This window comes from Micromonospora yangpuensis, assembly GCF_900091615.1.
GTDB classification, from domain to species: Bacteria; Actinomycetota; Actinomycetes; order Mycobacteriales; family Micromonosporaceae; genus Micromonospora; species Micromonospora yangpuensis.
In genome coordinates this window covers 4,675,404-4,689,276 of the sequence record NZ_FMIA01000002.1, presented here as the reverse complement: position 1 = coordinate 4,689,276, position 13,873 = coordinate 4,675,404, and the positions used below count along the sequence as shown (strand labels likewise).

The window sequence follows — 13,873 nt, the reverse complement described above, 5'->3', positions numbered from 1 at the left end:
GAGCGCTTCCAGTTCCTGCCGATCCGCTGACTCTTGCCGTGGGGCCATCGTCGTCTCCCGCTGTCGGATGATCGGACGATCTCCCTACGTCCGGGCGGGGCTGACTGTTCAGATCGATGTCGGCCGGGACCTCGCCGTCCTCGGCTGGACCGTCACTCGTCGTGCAGGGCGGCGTGCAGGGCCGAGGCGAGGTCCGGGTGGCGGTACTCGAAGCCGGCGCCGCTGAGCACCCCGGGCAGGACCCGGGTGCTGGTCAGCGCCTCCTGGGCGAAGCCGCCGAGGACGACCTTCAGTGCCAGGGCGGGGATCGGGACGATCGCCGGGCGGTGTAGCTGCCTGGCGAACTCCCGGGTGAACTCGGCGTTGGTTACCGGGGCCGGACCGACACCGTTGACCGGCCCGGCCAGGTCGTCGCGGTCCAGCAGGAACACCGCCACCGCCAGCCAGTCGGCCATCGAGATCCACGGCAGCCACTGCCGGCCACTGCCCAACCGGCCGGCGACCCCCAGCTTGAACGGCAGCAGCTGTGGCTTGAGCAGGCCACCGTCGCGGTGCAGCGGCAGCCCGGTACGCAGCCGTACCACCCGTACCCCGGCATCCTCGGCCGGTCGGGTCGCGGCCTCCCACACCCGGCAGACGTCGGCCAGGAAGCCCTCACCCGCCGGGGCGTCCTCCTCGACGACCCGGTCACCGGTGTCGCCGTACCAGCCGACGGCGGAGGCGTTCAGCAGCAGTTTCGGCCGGTCGGCGGCGGGCAGCCCGGCGATGGCGCGGGCCAGCGTACCGGTGCTGTCCACCCGGCTGGTCCGGATCAGCCGCCGGTAGTCGTCGGTCCAGCGCCTGTCGCCCACCCCCGCGCCGGCCAGGTTGACCACGGCGTCCGCCTCGGCCACCACCGCCGGGTCGAGCTGCCCGGCCGACGGGTTCCACCGCCGCTCGTCACCGGACCGGGCCGGCCGCCGGACCAGCCGGGTGACCTGGTGCCCGTCCGTGCCGAGCCGGTCGACCAGCCGGGTGCCGAGGAAGCCGGACGCACCGGCCATCAGGATCCGCATGTCTCCATCTTCGTGCACGACACCGCCGACGGATGCGTCGACCGCGCCAGCGACTCCAACCCCGTCGACCGAATGCCCACCGTGGGGAGGGCGCTCGGGATCAGCGGACGGTCGAGTCCCACGTCTTGATGGTCCGGTCGACGTCGTCCACCAGCCGGGCCCAGCTGTCGAGCCGTACCACCGGACCCTGGGGGTCGAGCCGTTCCAACAACTGGCGACGGTGCTGGTTGAACCGCTTGCCCACCGCCTCCCGTCGTCTTCCACCGGCCTCCGACGCCCTGACCAGGCAGGTGCGGAGCAGTTCCTTCGGATCCGCGATCGACTCCACCTGGTGGTGCTTCGGCAGTCCCAGATCGACCCTGCCCCGAGGGTTGCCGGCCACCTGGCGAATGGCCGTCTCGTCGAGCAGGAGCCACGCTTCGGTCATCCGCACCGGAATGACCGGTACCAGTGCCGCCGTACCACCGATCGGCTGGACCGCCGTTCGGATCTCCTGCTGCCGGGCATGATGCCCGGCGTTGTCGGCATCGCGGTGCACGACGATGAGGTCGACCGTCCCACCTACCAGTTTCAGCCCGGCCTGAACCCGGGACCTGACGTCCTTCGACACCTTGGGCAGCAGGGAGTAGTCCGGTTTGCTCAGCCGCACGCTTGCTCCGGCACCGACGAACAGCGACTCGACCAGGTCGGCCAGGGGCAGGTCCGAGGTGCCTTCGGACACGAACAGTCCGGAGTACGGGCGATCGGTCATTCCGCGATGTCCAGGGGGAGGCTGAGCTGTGCACCGACCGGGGCGGCGAGGTACGCGAGGACGTCGGCCTTGGAGAAGGTCGCCGTGTCCGCTGCCGCGCGCCAGGTGCCGTGGAACGGGAGCAACGCGAGTGAGCGGGTCACCTGACCGGTCGGACCGGGCCGCGGCCGCACGTCCGCCAGGAGCAGGTCGGCGGGATCGCAGAGACGTACCAGCCAGGGCGAGTGGGTGTTGACGATGACCTGACGGAAGGGGTTGTCCCCGCCAGGCGCCCGGCGGGGATCGACCGCCAGATCGCGGACCAGGTCCAGCATGGCGGGAACGTTGGCGGGGTGGATGCCGTTCTCCGGCTCCTCCATGCAGACCAGACCCGTGAAGCGGGGATCCTCCAACAGCACGCAGAGCGCCAAGAAACGAAGCGTTCCCTCGGAGAGCGCCCGGGCGGGCAACCGCAGGTCCCCCCGTTCTTCGAGAAAGAGCGTGAACACCTCGCGGATCTGGTCGAGTTCGACGGTGACTCCGGCCACCGCGACACCGGCCAGGTCCGACAACCGGTCGGCGACCCTGGCGTACACCGCTTCCGGGTCGATCTTCTGGTCGTCGCCACCGGATTCCTGGGCGATCCGGTGCAGCGTCGCTGCCAGGTGGGCACCGTCGGTGCCGAGCGATCGGGGCGCGGAGAAGCTGTCCGGAGCCCGTAGCGCGGAGGGTTCCAGGGCCAACCGGTGCCAACTCTGCATCTCCCGGCGGGCGGCCAGGATGGTGGGGTAGTCGTTCGTCGTCACGGTGCTCAACACGGTGCGCCCGGCCCGAGCTGCAGCTCGCGGCTGTGGTTTGCCGCGACTGCCACCGTCGCCGTGCACGTTGATGACGGTGCCGGACTCGCGGAACTCGGTGGAGAGGAACGGTCCGCCACGTCGTTCGCCGCGAATGACCGCGTTGCGGAACCTGCCGGCGCTGTGCGGGAAACGGAGGTGACGTGGCGCCTCGCCCCGGGTGATGTGCCGCAGTTCTTCGCCGAAAAGGCTCAGCCGGCCGATGCTGCCCTCCCGGGCGGGCGGTTCGAAGCCCAGCGTCACCTCGTAGCGCAGGAAGGTCGTGCTGGCCTGCGCCGGGCTGCCCAGATCGTCCTCGACCTGCTCCGGCACGATCATTTCAGCGGCGAGCGTTATCCGGTGCTGATGATCGCGGTAACCGTCCCAGAAGAGGTCCCGTGGGTCGCCGCCGCGCAGCCCGGACGCTCCCCGGACCCGCTGGGAGGCCTCCACGAGGGTGTCGCTGGCCAGGTAGCTGAGGAACTCGATAGCGTCGAAGATGTTCGACTTGCCCATGCCGTTGGCTCCTGCGATGCAGGTGAACGGGCCGAACTCGATCGTCACGTCGAGTAGGTTCTTGAAGCCCTGAACCTCCAGCCGGGTCAGCATGATCCGAGCTTAGTCAGCCGGGTGAGCCGGCTCCCCGAGGCTGTCACGGCGTGGCGGACTGGTCGGTGGGCTGGTCCGAGGCTCCGGAGGTAGGTGTCGGTGGGGGAGCGGCCACCGGTGGCAGGCGGCGGGCCCAGCCGACGAAGCGGTCGAAGAGGTGCCGTGGGTCGGGTGCCCCGGCGGGATCGAGGGTGTAGAGCTGCTCGTCCGCCTCGTGCAGCAGCAGGCTCAGGTAGACGATCAGGGCGGTCCGGTCGCTGGCGTACTCCTGGCTGAGGGTGAGGCGGGCGGTGGCGCAGGGCCACGGCGCGGCGCAGGACCGGCACAGCCAGAGCGGCCGCAGTGGCAGGTGCCCGCCTCCGTCGGCGCGCCCGGTCGTCAGCGACCCTCGGTTGTGCCCGGTCACCAGTGACCCTCGTTCGGGCGTCCGGTCCGGGGCGTCCGGCCCGGGTGCCACCGGGGACGGGGCGCGGGGGTCGGTGGCTCGGTCGGCACGGCGGCGTGCCGGTCGGGGCAGGTGCGCCAACGCAGTCCGCACGAGCACCAGCGCCGCCAGTTCCGCCAGGTCTGTCGGTGGATGGGAGCCAGGAGTACGGGTTGCTGCCGCCGACGTGGTCGCATGGTGCTCTCCCTCCGGAAGGTGGTGCGTTCGGCCTGAGGTGGTGCGTGTGGCCTGAGGGTGGTGCGTTCGGCCTGGCCGCGGACGGGTCCGCCGCCGGAGCCGGGTAGGTGGGCGGGGGTGGCGGACCGCGGGGTGGTCGATGGGGCACCCGGCCGACCCCGGGGGTGAGGCCGGCCGGGTGCGTCCTGCAGGACGGCCAACTCCGGGTGTGCAGACCAGGGAGCCGGCTTGGAGCCAACTTATACTTAGTACTGCTCATAGGTCAACGACCTAGTACCACTTACTTGTCGGGAGAAGGGAAATCGTGATCAGATGGCGGGGCAGACCAGGGAGCCGCCATGCCCGCCAAACCGAAGTGGGCGCAGCTCGCGGAGTTGATCCGTGGGCAGATCGCGTCCGGAGAACTCCATCCCGGCGACAAGTTGCCGTCGACGGCGCAGCTGTGCAAGGAGCATGGCGTGTCGGCCGGGGTCGTCAACCACGCGATGATCGTGTTGAAGACCGAAGGGTTGGTCGAGGGGGTGCACGGGCTCGGTGTGTTCGTCGCCGAGCGATCCGACACCTGACCGCCCCTCGCCGGACCCGCCCGACCGGGGCGGGGTCGACGTCGGGGGTTGATCGACTCGGTTGGGTAGAAATGGCGGTGTCCGAGGCCGTTTGATGCCGCCATATCGGCTCAACCGAGTCGATCACGAAGACATCGCGCTGCCGGTGCACCTCGGGCCGCGCCGTGCCACCTCGGGCCGCCGACGCTGACCGAGGGCTCAGAGGCGGGGTAGGAGCGGGGTGAGCTGGTCGAGGGCGTCGGCCCGGACCACGAAACGGGTGATGCCCCAGCGGCGTTCGTGTCGCCGTACCGCCGAAAGGATCTCGTCCTCGGTGCCGATCAGGACGTACGGGCAGGCGAGCAGCTCGTCGACGGTCAGCCCGGTGTCCCGGGCGAAGTCGGCGGTGGCCGCCTCGGCGTCGTCGGTCACCGCGCAGAGCTGCACCAGCGCCTCCATGGCCGGGGGTACGCTCCGTCCGGCCGCGCCCTCGGCGACCAGGGCGAGTTGGGCCTCGATGTCAGCCTCGCGCCAGCGTACGTCGTGCTGGTAGCCGTCGGGTCGGGTCCGGCCGGCACCGCTCAGCCCGACCACGTCGGCGTGCCGGCCGGCCCAGCGCAGCAGCCTGGAGTTGCTGGTGCCCACGGTCAGTGGGATGCGCTCCTGCACCGGGCGCGGTGCGGTCAGCCGGGCGGCCCGGACGGTCAGCTCGGGGGTGTCCACGGTGACCTCCGCGCCGTCGAGCAGCTCCCGCACGGCCCGGGTGACGGCGGTGAAGCGGCGGACCCGGCCGGCCACGTCGGGGCGCTCCCGGCCGAGGGCGTGCCACTCCGCCGGGTTGTGCCCGGCGCCGAGCCCGAGTCGGGCCCGCCCGCCGGAGATGAGGTCGAGGCTGGCCACGTCGACCGCGAGCGGCATCGGCTCCCGGATGCCGGTGTTGGCCACGTACGGGCCGAGGCCGATGGTGGAGGTCACGGCTGCGGCGGCGGCCAGGGCGACGAAGGGCGCGGCGATGGCCCCGGGATGGTCGGCGCAGTGCAGCGTGTCGAAGCCGGCGGCCTCGGCCCGGCGGGCCGACGTCAGCAGTTCCTCGGCGTTGTCCGGCCTGACCTGGAGGGAGAAGGTGACCATCGGATCAGCATGCGCCGCCGAGCGGCCAGCGCCCAGACCTTCTGCCGACGGCAGAGCCCTTACCGCTGTTCGTCGTGCCAGCGTTGCCGCCACTCGGCCTCCCGCGCCTCGTGGGCGGTGCGCTCGGCCAGCACGGCCTCCCGCAGCGCGGTACGGGAGTCGGCCATGGTCACCACCTCCAGGGCCACCAGGGCGACCGTGACGACGGTCAGCAGCACCAGGGCGGCCAGCGCCGGCAGCCGGTCGGCGACCGGGATCAACACCGCCAACAGGACTACCGCGCCGGCCCGCAACCAGGTGAGGGTGCGCAGGGTACGCAGCTGGAAGAGCATGTTGCCGGCCAGGTAGCAGATCACCCCGCCGTAGAGCAGCGGGACGCCGGGTCCGGGCAGTGGCTCGCCGATCGGTGAGGGGCGTGGCGCGGCGAGCCAGTTCAGCATCTCCTCGGCGCCGAGGGAGAAGAGCACCAGTCCGGCGATCATCGGCAGGAAGAAGTAGACGTAGGCGTCCCGGGCCATCCGTACCCGCGGCGGTCCCAGGGTGGCGTGCAGGGCGATCCGGGCCGCCGGACCGATCACGTCGAAGTGCAGCCACCAGAGCGTGGCCGCCAGCACCAGACCGAGGCTCGCCGAGACGATCGCCGGCCAGGTGACCGGCCGGCTGGCCAGGTTGCTGCCGACACCCACGGAGATCACCGACTCGCCGAGGGCGATCATCAGGATCAGTTCGTACCGTTCGGTCCAGTGCTCGGCCGAGGCCACCCCGGCGCCGGCGGTGCCGATCAGCAGGCCGGTGCCGTACTGGATGAGGATCACGGTGGCCCAGAGGCCGTCGCGGACCAGTCCGCCGGTCTCCGATGCGTCGACGTAGAGCGGCACGAGCGCGGCGGCGAGCAGCAGGCCGGTGCTGACCACCAGCTCCGGAGCGAGCCGCCGCAGGCGTCGGCGCTCGGCCGCCTGGCCCCGGCTCACGTGCCAGAGCACCCAGAGATGGACGACCCGCAGGACCAGGTAGCTCAGGGCGACGGTGAGCGGGCCGGCCAGCCCGTCCTCCTCCTTGTTGTCGATGGTCTGCGGCACGGACAGGGCGAAGGCGAACAGGGCGGCCATCCCGACCACCATGACCACCGGTACGAAGCCCTCGCCGAGGCGTACCCGGGTGGCGACCACGCTGTGGATGACCCAGCACCACCAGAGCACCGCCAGCACCAGCAGCGCGTGCAGGAGGGTGTGGCCGCTGATGTGGGTGGCGGTGGAGCGGACGATGACGAAGAACGAGAAGACGAAGACCAGGTCGAAGAAGATCTCGAAGCGGTCCACCCGGGCCCCGGGCGCGATCGCCACCGCCGGACCCAGGCTCCGCCAGCCCCGGTTGCCGCCCACCGTACGAGTCTGTCAGCGACCGGTCCGTCTCCGGGGCGGTTTCCGGCCGGCCCACCGCGACGGCGACGGGCGCCCCGGTCGGTGTGACCGGGGCGCCCGTCGTGGCGGTGCGTGGGTGTTACAGGCCCAGCTCGGCCTCGAAGTTGCCGGCCTCCAGCCGCTCCTTGACCGCGACCAGGAACCGGGCCGCGTCGGCGCCGTCGATCAGCCGGTGGTCGTAGGACATGGCCAGGTAGACCATCGACCGGACGGCGACGACCTCACCGAGCTCCGGGTCGTTGACCACGACCGGCCGCTTGACCACGGCACCCGTGCCGAGCATCGCCGACTGCGGCGACGGCACGATCGGGGTGTCGAAGAGGGCACCCCGGCTACCGGTGTTGGTGAGCGTGAAGGTCGCCCCGGCGATCTCGTCCGGGCTGATCTTGTTGGTCCGGGTCCGCTCGGCCAGGTCGGCGATCCGCTTGGCGATACCACCCAGGTTGAGGTCACCGGCACCGTGGATGACCGGCACCATCAGGCCCCGCTCGGTGTCCACCGCGATGCCGAGGTTCTCGCCCTCGGGGTAGGTGATCGTGCCCGCGTCGAGGTCCATGCTGGCGTTGACGATCGGGTACGTCTGCAGCGCCTCGATGGCCGCGAGAGCGAAGAACGGCAGGAACGACAGCTTGACGCCGTGCCGCTGCTGGAACGACGCCTTCGCCTGGGCCCGCAGCTTGGCCACCCGGGTGACGTCCACCTCGACCACGGTGGTGAGCTGCGCCATCTCGTGCAGCGACTGCTGCATCCGCTTGGCGATGGTCGCCCGGATCCGGGGCAGCTTCTCCGTGGTGCCCCGCTTGGCGCTGGGCTGCGGCTTCGCCGCCGGCTTGGCCGGGGCCGCCGCGGCGGCCGGCTGGGCGGCCGGGGCCGGAGCGGCCTTCGCCGCCTTGGCCTTCTCCGCCGCCTCCAGCACGTCCTGCTTACGGATCCGGCCACCCACGCCGGTGCCGTTGAGCGAGGACAGCTCGACACCGTGCTCGGCGGCGAGCTTGCGTACCAGCGGGGTCACGTAACCGGCGGCCTCGCCGTCGCCGCCCTGGCCGCCGGCGGTCTTCGTCGGCGTCGGGGCGGGCGGGGTCGCGGCCTGCTCGGCCTGGGCCGGCTGGGCCGACGTCTCGGCCTCGGCCGACGGCTCGTTGTACGACAGGCCCGGGGTGGGCTCCTCGACCGGCTTCTCGGCGGCCGGCTCCGGCTTCGGCTCCGGCTTGGCCTCGGGCTCCGGCTTGGTCTCCGCCTTGGGCTTGGCCTCGGGCTCCGCCTGGGCGGGGGCGGCACCGGCGGTGCCGATCACGGCCAGCTCGGCGCCGACGTCGGCGGTGTCGTCCTCGGCGACCTTGATCTCCAGCAGGGTGCCGGCGACCGGCGAGGGGATCTCCGTGTCGACCTTGTCGGTGGAGACCTCCAGCAGCGGCTCGTCGACCTCGACGGAGTCGCCTACCTGCTTGAGCCATCGGGTGACCGTACCCTCGGTGACGCTCTCGCCCAGGGCCGGCATCTTCACCGCGGTGCCCTCGCCCGACGGCGCCGGGGCGGCCTGGCCCGCCGGCTCCTCGACGGCCGGCTGCTCCGCCTCGGCCTGCGGCTCGGCGGCGGCCTCCTCGGCCTGCTCGGCCGGGGCCTCCTGCTCGGCGGGGGCCTCCTGCTGCCCGGGCGCACCGCCGGTGGACTCGCCCTCACCGGCGATGACGGCCAGCTCGCTGCCGACCTCGGCAGTCTCGTCCTCACCGACCACGATCCGGCTCAGCACCCCCGCCGCGGGCGACGGGATCTCCGTGTCGACCTTGTCGGTCGAGACCTCGAGCAGGGGCTCGTCGACCTCGACGGTGTCGCCCTCCTGCTTGAGCCAGCGGGTGACGGTGCCCTCGGTGACGCTCTCGCCGAGCCGGGGCATGGTGACCGATACCGGCATATCCTTCAGACTCCTTCGTTCCCTGGTGGGGTCATCGCCCGTCGCCGGACGCCGCGGGTTGGCATTGTTCAGGCGTGCGAGTGCAGCGGCTTGCCGGCCAGGGCCAGGTGCGCCTCGCCCAGGGCCTCGTTCTGCGTCGGGTGGGCGTGCACGAGCTGCGCGACCTCGCCCGGGTACGCCTCCCAGTTGTAGATGAGCTGGGCCTCGCCGATCAGCTCACCGACCCGGGCGCCGACCATGTGCACGCCGACCACCGGGCCGTCCTCGACGCCCACCAGCTTCACGAAGCCGGCGGTCTTGAGGATCTGGCTCTTGCCGTTGCCGCCCAGGTTGTAGTTGTAGGTCTTGATCTTGTCAGCGCCGTACTTCTCCTTGGCCTTGGCCTCGGTGAGGCCGACCGAGGCCAGCTCCGGCTCGGAGTAGGTGACCCGGGGGATGCCCACCTCGTCGATCACGGCCGGCGTCTTGCCGGCGATCTCCTCGGCGACGAAGATGCCCTGCTGGAAGCCCCGGTGGGCGAGCTGCAGGCCGGGCACGATGTCGCCGACCGCGTAGACGTTCGGCACGCTGGTGCGCAGCCGCTCGTCGGTCAGCACGTACCCGCGGTCGGTCTTGACGCCCTGCTCCTCGTACCCGAGGTCGGCGGTGTTGGGGCCGCGGCCGACGGCGACCAGCAGCAGCTCGGCCTCGACGGTCTCCCCGCCCTTGATGGTGAGCTTGACGCCCTTGTCGGTCTTCTCGACGGTCTCGAAGGGCTTGCCGACCTTGAAGTTGATCTTCCGCTTGCGGAAGGCCCGCTCCAGCGCCTTGGAGGACTCCTCGTCCTCGGCGGCGACCAGTCGGGGCAGCGCCTCGACGATCGTCACGTCCACCCCGAAGGACTTCCACACGCTGGCGAACTCGACGCCGATCACGCCGCCGCCGAGCACGATCGCCGAGGCGGGAACCCGGTCCAGGGTCAGCGCGTGGTCGCTGGTGATGATCCGCTCACCGTCCACCTCCAGGCCCGGCAGGCTCTTGGCGTACGACCCGGAGGCCAGCACCACGTTGCGGCCGGTGTACCGCTTGCCGTCGACCTCGACGGTGTCCTTGCCGACCAGCTTGCCGGCGCCGGCCACGAAGGTGATGTTCTTCGCACCGCCCACCAGGCCCTGCAGGCCCTTGTACAGCCGGGAGACCACCCCGTCCTTGTACGAGTTGACCCCGGCCATGTCGATGCCGACCAGCTCCGCCTGGACGCCGAACTGCGCCGACTCCCGGGTCTGGTCGGCGACCTCGGCGGCATGCAGCAGCGCCTTGGTCGGGATGCAGCCGTTGTGCAGGCAGGTGCCGCCGAGCTTGCCCTTCTCGATCAGGGCAACCTTCAGGTCCAGTTGGGCGGCGCGCAGCGCTGCCGCGTAGCCGCCGCTGCCTCCTCCGAGAATGACAACGTCGAAGGTCGCGTCGTTCGGCTCGCTCACACTCAACTCCCAGGTCGCGTCGCTGCTACGAGGGGGCATGCCAGGTAAACGGGCATACTCGCCTCGGTCATCTTGTCACCACCGGCTGCCGGGCGCGTAGTGAGGTGCCCAACGACACGTCCACGACACGTACGCTTGGTCCGGTCCGTGGTGACCGAACTGGGGAGGGATACCGTCGGTGGCGCTGTTCCGACGACGCAAGCAGGCCAGGCCGGAGAGCCGCGACCGGACCGCCGACCGGGCCGATCTCGAGCACCTGGCGAACTTCGTCCGCAGCCGGCGGGGGGTCGAGGCGTTCGTCGAGCCGAAGACGACCGTCACCGAGACCACGGTGATCCTCATCGCCGACGACGGCGAGTGGACCCGCCGGCGCATCGACGGGCCGGACGGCGCCCGACGCTTCGCGTACCAGCTGGGCATCCCGGTCTACGACGTGCGCATCATGGGCTACCCGCAGCGGATGCGCGACTACAACGAGCGCCGCAAACGCCGCCCCGACCGCTACTGACCCCCTCCGGAGGTAAGGAAGGGCCCCTTGTTAACACCTCGGGGTGAGAGGGGAACCCTTCTATACCGAAGGCGTTAACAAGGGGCCCTTCCTTACACGTCAGCCGTGGGTGGCGATGTCCTCGATGAGGGCCAGCAGGGTGCGGACGGGGACGCCGGTGCCGCCCTTGGTCAGGTGCCCGGTCGGCTCGCCGGTGTGGTAGCTCGGCCCGGCGATGTCGATGTGCGCCCAGGCCACCTCGTCGGTGACGAACTCGCGCAGGAACGTGCCGCCCTGCAGCATGTGCCCGGCCCGGTCCATCCCGGCGTTGACCTGGGAGATGTCGGCCACGTCGGAGTCCATGCCCTTGCGCACGTCGTCCGGCAGCGGCATCGGCCAGGCCGGCTCGCCGACCTCGTCGCCGGCGGAGCGGACCCGCTCGCACAGCTCCGGCGTGCCCATCACGCCGGAGATCCGCTTGCCGAGCGACACCACCTGACCGCCGGTCAGGGTGGAGGTCTCGAAGAGGTAGTCGCAGCCGTCCTCGCAGGCCCGCGCCATCGCGTCGGCCAGGATCATCCGGCCCTCGGCGTCGGTGTTGAGCACCTCGACCTTCTTGCCGTTGTACATGGTGATCACGTCGCCCGGCCGGTACGAGGTGCCCGAGGGCATGTTCTCCGCCATCGGCAGGTACCCGGTCACCGCCACCGCCGGCTTCAGCGCGGCCACCGCCAGCATGGTCGCGCCGACCGCGGCGGCCCCGGCCATGTCCGACTTCATCTCCCACATGCCCTGCGACGGCTTGATGGAGATACCGCCGGTGTCGAAGGTGATGCCCTTGCCGACCAGCGCGACCCGCTTGCCCGAACCGCCCTGCTCCGGGGTGTAGGTGAGCTTGACCAGGCGCGGCGGGGCCTCGGAACCCTGACCCACCGCGACGATGCCGCCGTAACCGCCGGCGGCCAGCGCCGCCTCGTCGAGCACCTCGACGCCGAGCCCGGCCGAACGCGCCGCCTCGGCGACCACCTCGGCGAAGGCCGGCGGACGCTTCTCGTTCGGCGCGGTGTTCACCCAGTCCCGGGTGAGCCGGACCGCACCGGCGACCGCCTGCGCGCGGGTGACCTCCGCCTGGGCGCCGGCGTCACCGGCGTCCGGCACCGCCACCAGCACCTCGGCCACCGGCTCCCGGCGGCTCGGCTGCGGCCGGGTGCGGTAGCCGGCGAAGCGGTAGCCGCCCAGCAGCGCGCCCTCGGCCACCGCCCGCAGCGCGGCCGGGGCGTCGGCGTCGTCCGGCAGCGGCAGGGTGAGCGCCACCCGCGCCGCACCGGCCAACGACCGGACGGCCGCGCCGGCGGCCCGCCGCAGCGTCTCCGGCGCCGGAGCGGCCCCGGTCGGCTCGGCACCGAGGCCCACCGCGGCGACCAGCGGGGCGGTGACCGTGCCCAGGGTGGCCAGCTTGATCACCTCACCGGGGGCACCGGTCGCGCCGAGCAGCGCCAGGGTCTCGGTGAGCCGGCCGTCGAACGCGGCGGCGATGCTCTCCGCGCCGCTGGCCAGCAGCAGGGTGCCGGCGGGGCCGTCGGTGGCGTCCTGCTCGCCGGTCTGGCTGTGCAGGCCGATCACGATCGCGTCGACCGGAAGTTCGGCGGGGTCGGTGTCGACCAGGCTCAGGTTGGTGCTGGACGATGTCAAGGCAACTCCGGACGGGCCAGGCCGGTCGCGGTTCGTCGCGTACCGGCGGAGGGTTTGTCTCCGGCGCAACCTACCCGCCGGAGCGTGGCCACGTCCGGCCCACAGGCCGGAACGGGTCCCGCCGATGCTAACCAGATCGCCGCGGCCGGTAGCGTTGGACCATGACCCAGGTGACCCCCGACGCGGCCGCGACCCGGCTGCGTCGTTCCCCGTTGCACGAGCGGCACACCGCTCTCGGCGCCAAGTTCGCCTCCTTCGGCGGCTGGGAGATGCCCCTGGAGTACGCCGGCGGCGGCGTGTTGAAGGAGCACACCGCGGTCCGCGCCGAGGTGGGTGTCTTCGACGTGTCGCACCTGGGCAAGGTGCGCCTCACCGGGGCGGGCGCGGCCGCGTTCGTCGACGCCTGCCTCAGCAACGACCTGGGCCGGATCGCCCCCGGTCGGGCGCAGTACACGCTCTGCTGCGACGAGGCCACCGGCGGGGTCGTCGACGACCTGATCGCCTACTGGTACGCCGACGACCACGTCTTCCTGATCCCGAACGCCGCGAACACCGCCGAGGTGCTGCGCCGGCTGCGCGCCGCCGCGCCGTCGTCGGTCACCGTCACCGACGAACACGAGGCGTACGCGGTGCTGGCCGTGCAGGGCCCCCGGTCGGGCGAGCTGCTCACCGCCCTGGGCCTGCCCACCGGGCACGACTACATGAGCTTCTCCCCGGCCCGCCTGGGCGCGGTCGAGCTGACCGTCTGCCGGACCGGCTACACCGGCGAGTTGGGCTACGAGCTGGTGGTGCCGGCTGCCGACGCGGTGGCGGTCTGGGACGCGTTGCACGCCGCCGCGCCCGCCCCGCGCGCCTGCGGGCTGGCCGCCCGGGACACCCTGCGCACCGAGATGGGGTACCCGCTGCACGGCCAGGACCTGTCACTGGAGATCACCCCGGTGCAGGCCCGCGCCGGCTGGGCGGTGGGCTGGGACAAGCCGGCCTTCTGGGGCCGCGCCGCGCTGCTCGCCGAGAAGGCCACCGGCCCCCGCCGTACGCTGCGCGGCCTGGTGGCCGTCGACCGGGCGATCCCGCGCGCCGGGATGAGCGTGTACGTCGGCGACACCTGCGTCGGCACGGTCACCAGCGGCACCTTCTCGCCCACCCGCAAGGAGGGCATCGCCCTGGCCCTGCTGGACACCGCGCCCGGACTTGCCGACGGCGACCTGGTGGAGGTCGACATCCGGGGTCGGCGGTCCCGGATGCGGCTGAACCGACCGCCCTTCGTCGAGCCCTCGGTGCGCTGAGCCGCCGCGGCCGGGTGCGCTGAGCCGCCACGGCCGGGTGCGCTGAGCCGCCGCAGCCGGGTGCGCTGAGCCGCCACGGCCGGGGCG

11 protein-coding genes and 1 pseudogene are annotated in these 13,873 nt (G+C 72.0%); 3 read left to right on the top strand and 9 right to left on the bottom strand.

Translation table 11 applies throughout. The annotated features are described in order from the left end of the window. Window positions 1-152: 152 nt before the first annotated feature. The 4 genes from GA0070617_RS21085 to GA0070617_RS21070 all read right to left on the bottom strand — a co-directional run bounded on the left by GA0070617_RS21085 (window position 153) and on the right by GA0070617_RS21070 (window position 3,636). A complete protein-coding gene (locus tag GA0070617_RS21085; RefSeq protein ID WP_091441447.1) occupies window positions 153-1,055 on the bottom strand; it encodes a TIGR01777 family oxidoreductase in 903 nt (300 codons plus the stop codon). 100 nt (window positions 1,056-1,155) lie between these two features. Further along, window positions 1,156-1,806: a DUF4276 family protein gene (locus GA0070617_RS21080; RefSeq protein WP_217628852.1), complete on the bottom strand. Its 651-nt coding sequence runs from the start codon at window positions 1,804-1,806 to the stop codon at window positions 1,156-1,158. Then, on the bottom strand, window positions 1,803-3,230 hold the full coding sequence (locus GA0070617_RS21075; RefSeq protein WP_091441442.1) for an AAA family ATPase: 1,428 nt from the start codon (window positions 3,228-3,230) through the stop codon (window positions 1,803-1,805). Before GA0070617_RS21075 ends, GA0070617_RS21080 begins: the two co-directional genes overlap by 4 nt. Window positions 3,231-3,273: 43 nt before the next feature. Further along, on the bottom strand, window positions 3,274-3,636 hold the full coding sequence (locus GA0070617_RS21070) for a hypothetical protein (protein ID WP_229688214.1): 363 nt from the start codon (window positions 3,634-3,636) through the stop codon (window positions 3,274-3,276). 528 nt (window positions 3,637-4,164) lie between these two features. Here GA0070617_RS21070 and GA0070617_RS21065 point away from each other — a divergent pair. Further along, a pseudogene (locus GA0070617_RS21065) lies at window positions 4,165-4,418 on the top strand (winged helix-turn-helix domain-containing protein). Between the two features lie 198 nt (window positions 4,419-4,616). Here the strand turns inward: GA0070617_RS21065 and GA0070617_RS21060 are convergent. The 4 genes from GA0070617_RS21060 to lpdA form a co-directional block, all read right to left on the bottom strand. Further along, window positions 4,617-5,528 (bottom strand): LLM class flavin-dependent oxidoreductase, encoded by a 912-nt coding sequence (locus GA0070617_RS21060; RefSeq protein WP_091441436.1) that lies wholly within the window; start codon window positions 5,526-5,528, stop codon window positions 4,617-4,619. A gap of 59 nt (window positions 5,529-5,587) precedes the next feature. Further along, on the bottom strand, window positions 5,588-6,910 hold the full coding sequence (locus GA0070617_RS21055; RefSeq protein ID WP_091441433.1) for a low temperature requirement protein A: 1,323 nt from the start codon (window positions 6,908-6,910) through the stop codon (window positions 5,588-5,590). 118 nt (window positions 6,911-7,028) lie between these two features. Then, on the bottom strand, window positions 7,029-8,861 hold the full coding sequence (sucB, locus tag GA0070617_RS21050; RefSeq protein ID WP_091441430.1) for a 2-oxoglutarate dehydrogenase, E2 component, dihydrolipoamide succinyltransferase: 1,833 nt from the start codon (window positions 8,859-8,861) through the stop codon (window positions 7,029-7,031). 68 nt (window positions 8,862-8,929) lie between these two features. After that, a complete protein-coding gene (lpdA, locus tag GA0070617_RS21045) occupies window positions 8,930-10,360 on the bottom strand; it encodes a dihydrolipoyl dehydrogenase (protein ID WP_175440607.1) in 1,431 nt (476 codons plus the stop codon). 139 nt (window positions 10,361-10,499) lie between these two features. On the opposite strand from lpdA, the gene GA0070617_RS21040 reads away from it, so the two are divergent. Beyond that, complete coding sequence (locus tag GA0070617_RS21040) at window positions 10,500-10,829, top strand: hypothetical protein (RefSeq protein ID WP_091441423.1); 330 nt, start codon at window positions 10,500-10,502, stop codon at window positions 10,827-10,829. A 99-nt stretch (window positions 10,830-10,928) separates the two neighbouring features. Here GA0070617_RS21040 and GA0070617_RS21035 read toward each other — a convergent pair whose 3' ends face one another. Beyond that, window positions 10,929-12,500 carry a leucyl aminopeptidase gene (locus GA0070617_RS21035; protein WP_091441420.1) on the bottom strand — a complete coding sequence of 524 codons (1,572 nt, stop codon included), beginning with the start codon at window positions 12,498-12,500 and terminating at the stop codon, window positions 10,929-10,931. A 161-nt stretch (window positions 12,501-12,661) separates the two neighbouring features. Between GA0070617_RS21035 and gcvT the strand changes: the two genes are divergently transcribed. Beyond that, complete coding sequence (gene gcvT, locus GA0070617_RS21030; protein ID WP_091441418.1) at window positions 12,662-13,786, top strand: glycine cleavage system aminomethyltransferase GcvT; 1,125 nt, start codon at window positions 12,662-12,664, stop codon at window positions 13,784-13,786. Window positions 13,787-13,873 lie beyond the last annotated feature (87 nt).

Bases quoted from the DNA above. Each gene is read 5' to 3' on its own strand.
- GA0070617_RS21085 (WP_091441447.1), bottom strand. From the start codon at position 1,055: ATGCGGATCCTGATGGCCGGTGCGTCCGGCTTCCTCGGCACCCGGCTG.
- GA0070617_RS21080 (WP_217628852.1), bottom strand. From the start codon at position 1,806: ATGACCGATCGCCCGTACTCCGGACTGTTCGTGTCCGAAGGCACCTCG.
- GA0070617_RS21075 (WP_091441442.1), bottom strand. From the start codon at position 3,230: ATGCTGACCCGGCTGGAGGTTCAGGGCTTCAAGAACCTACTCGACGTG.
- GA0070617_RS21060 (WP_091441436.1), bottom strand. From the start codon at position 5,528: ATGGTCACCTTCTCCCTCCAGGTCAGGCCGGACAACGCCGAGGAACTG.
- sucB (WP_091441430.1), bottom strand. From the start codon at position 8,861: ATGCCGGTATCGGTCACCATGCCCCGGCTCGGCGAGAGCGTCACCGAG.
- lpdA (WP_175440607.1), bottom strand. From the start codon at position 10,360: ATGCCCCCTCGTAGCAGCGACGCGACCTGGGAGTTGAGTGTGAGCGAG.
- gcvT (WP_091441418.1), top strand. From the start codon at position 12,662: ATGACCCAGGTGACCCCCGACGCGGCCGCGACCCGGCTGCGTCGTTCC.